Raw genomic sequence first — 2,467 nt, 5'->3', positions numbered from 1 at the left:
AACATAAAAAGGATTTTGTTGTATATTTTGCCAATACAACAGATGCTTCTCACAACATAAGCCTATCATTGGCATGATTAGAAAAATGCTGCTTGCTGATGACGACCGCGATATTCACTACTATGTTCAGTCGGTGCTGCAAACGTCGTGGTTGAACATCAAATCGGTCTATAACGGCAAAGATGCGCTCAAGGAATTTGAGACAATGGACTATGACTTGATTCTCACTGACCTGTCAATGCCAGAGATGAATGGGGTCGATCTGATTAAAGCGCTCTTCCAGTCGAAGTTCAAGATTCCGCCAGTAGTGGTACTGAGTTCAATGTCAGATACCAGCCTCATCGTAAAGTGCCTAAGTGCAGGCGTTGCCGACTACATCATCAAGCCTGCCGAGCCTGCACGTATTCGCAAAACCGTCTATGGCATCTTGCATCTTGATGAATCGGGTAACCCAATTGTGCAGAGACCGCTCTCAAGCTACATGGGAGAGATAACGATGATGAAATCTACAGGCAAGTTACTCTTAGATGATGGCAAGAGCACGGGGGTGATGTACTACGAAGAAGGCAAGTTAAAACAAATTCAGTTTGCAGGGCTAACAGGATTAGAAGCCTTAGAAGCAGCCAAGAGCTCAAAGTTTCTTAATGTCAACTTCGTGGCAGGTAGCGTGATGACAGACAATAACTCACAGCTGTAGGTCTGTGCTAAGCTATCGGCTTGCCTTGAACATCCGGAGCCCTACCAATGCACAAGATTCTTGTCGCCGACGATGAAGAAGACTTTCATTTGTTTATCGATGTAGCGCTGAAAGAATACAATCTTAGCATTCATCACGTCTATAACGGCAATGAGGCGCTCAGTGAATTGCAACGACAGCATTACGACCTGATCTTGCTTGACATCATGATGCCAGAAGGTACAGGCGGAGATTTTATGTGGGCTGTGGCTGGAAAACCTATGCTGCCGCCTATTGTGGTCATGAGCTCAATGCGTGATGCAAAGCTAATTGAGAATATCTTGAGCGTGGGTGCTGCCGCGTTTATTCCAAAGCCAATTGATGCAGCAGAACTACGCAGCACGATAAAAAAACTTTTGAATGTATAGCCACCTATACATTCATTCATTACTCTGGCGCTCACCATGAGATCTGCACAGAGCAAAAAGATAAAAAACAAAAAACATTGCTATGAAAATTGCAATTGTTACAGATTCCACATGCGATTTACCACAAGACATTCTTTTCCAATACAACATTCGTGAAGTGCCGCTCCGCGCTGTCGTGCAAGGGAAAGTGAGCTATGACAACCGATACGATTTTGACCGCAGCGAATACTATAAGCAGTTGCTCGAGGGCAAAGAGCAAGCAATTTTTGAATCGCCAACGGTCGATGAGTTTGTGCAAACCTACAAGAAAATGTGTCTGGATGCCGATATGATTCTCTCCATTCATGAGTCTAGTCGGTTGAGCCACACTGTAAAAAATGCACGCGAAGCAGTTAAAGCAGGAATGGATAGCATGAAGAAGATGCGCTTGCAAAAAAACATCGGCACGGCATTTCAAATTCGTGTCATTGATGCACAATCGACTTCAATTGGTGTCGGATTGATGGTGCTGCGTGCTGCTGAACTCATCTCACGCCAAGTCTCGTTTTTGCGTCTTGCAAATGCATTGGAAAAATTAGCCGAGCAGATCTTTTTCTTTGCTGTGCCTAAAGAACCAGCCTACTTGCGCGTGGCAAAAGACATCACGAAAATATCTATTCTTGAAGCTAGTGTCGCAACCTTCACTGATGCCAAACCCGTTGTGCTCATCAACAAAGGACAGTTCAAGTTGCTCGAAAAAGTCAAGGGCTATGAACCAGCGGTTGAACGAGCTTCCAAACGAATACTCGAACAACTTCAAGAAAAACGCTCTTACGAAAAAGTAGGCTTCGTCTTCAGCGGTAATGCAGCCCGGCTGGGGGAACTTGCACCAATCACTGAGGTGCGTAACACACTTGCTGGAATGGGACTCGGCTCCCTACAGTCCGATATGAATCCGATGCTGGCTAGATACCTTGGTCCAGATGCAGTGGGCATTGCTATCATCAATGATGATCTCAGTATTGCAGATCTTGCCGAGATTAAATAAGGATGTGGCCTTACTCTCGTGATACTGACAAGAAAATCTGAGGGTGAACGCTCTTCAAGGCGCTCACGGCGTCTTTGGCAATTTCAGGATTGAGTTCGTAGCCAATGCCGTTGCGCCCTAACTCCGCCGCTACAACGCACGTCGTGCCTGACCCCAAAAATGGGTCTAAGACCGTCTCGCCAACATAACTAAACGCCCGAATCAACCGATACGGCAATTCTTTCGGGAAGGGTGCAACATGCGTGCGGTTTTGTCCGCTCTTTTCAGGCTTCATCAGCCATACATCGCTGTTCTTGATGCTCAGCCAAAAAAGTTTTTATCCAATTTAGATTGTTC

The 2,467-nt window shown here is 45.6% G+C and carries 3 protein-coding genes and 1 pseudogene; 3 read left to right on the top strand and 1 reads right to left on the bottom strand.

What is annotated here, in order from left to right; translation table 11 throughout:
• The first annotated feature begins 73 nt into the window (after positions 1-73).
• The 3 genes from CMR00_12630 (at position 74) to CMR00_12620 (ending at position 2,131) form a co-directional block, all read left to right on the top strand.
• Positions 74-697 (top strand): hypothetical protein, encoded by a 624-nt coding sequence (locus tag CMR00_12630; protein ID PIO47024.1) that lies wholly within the window; start codon positions 74-76, stop codon positions 695-697.
• Positions 698-744: 47 nt separating this feature from the next.
• The gene (locus tag CMR00_12625; protein PIO47023.1) at positions 745-1,104 is read left to right on the top strand and encodes a hypothetical protein; all 360 of its coding nucleotides are present in this window, start codon (positions 745-747) and stop codon (positions 1,102-1,104) included.
• Between the two features lie 82 nt (positions 1,105-1,186).
• A complete protein-coding gene (locus tag CMR00_12620; protein ID PIO47022.1) occupies positions 1,187-2,131 on the top strand; it encodes a hypothetical protein in 945 nt (314 codons plus the stop codon).
• Between the two features lie 10 nt (positions 2,132-2,141).
• Here CMR00_12620 and CMR00_12615 read toward each other — a convergent pair.
• Positions 2,142-2,405: pseudogene (locus tag CMR00_12615) on the bottom strand (hypothetical protein).
• Positions 2,406-2,467 lie beyond the last annotated feature (62 nt).

The sequence above is a fragment of the [Chlorobium] sp. 445 genome, from assembly GCA_002763895.1.
In the GTDB taxonomy this organism is placed as follows: Bacteria; Bacteroidota; Chlorobiia; order Chlorobiales; family Thermochlorobacteraceae; genus Thermochlorobacter.
The sequence above is the reverse complement of the archived record's forward strand: the minus strand, read 5'-3'. Positions and strand labels throughout refer to the sequence as shown.

Coding starts and splice junctions, on each gene's coding strand:
- CMR00_12630 (PIO47024.1), top strand. CDS start 74: ATGATTAGAAAAATGCTGCTTGCTGATGACGACCGCGATATTCACTAC.
- CMR00_12625 (PIO47023.1), top strand. CDS start 745: ATGCACAAGATTCTTGTCGCCGACGATGAAGAAGACTTTCATTTGTTT.
- CMR00_12620 (PIO47022.1), top strand. CDS start 1,187: ATGAAAATTGCAATTGTTACAGATTCCACATGCGATTTACCACAAGAC.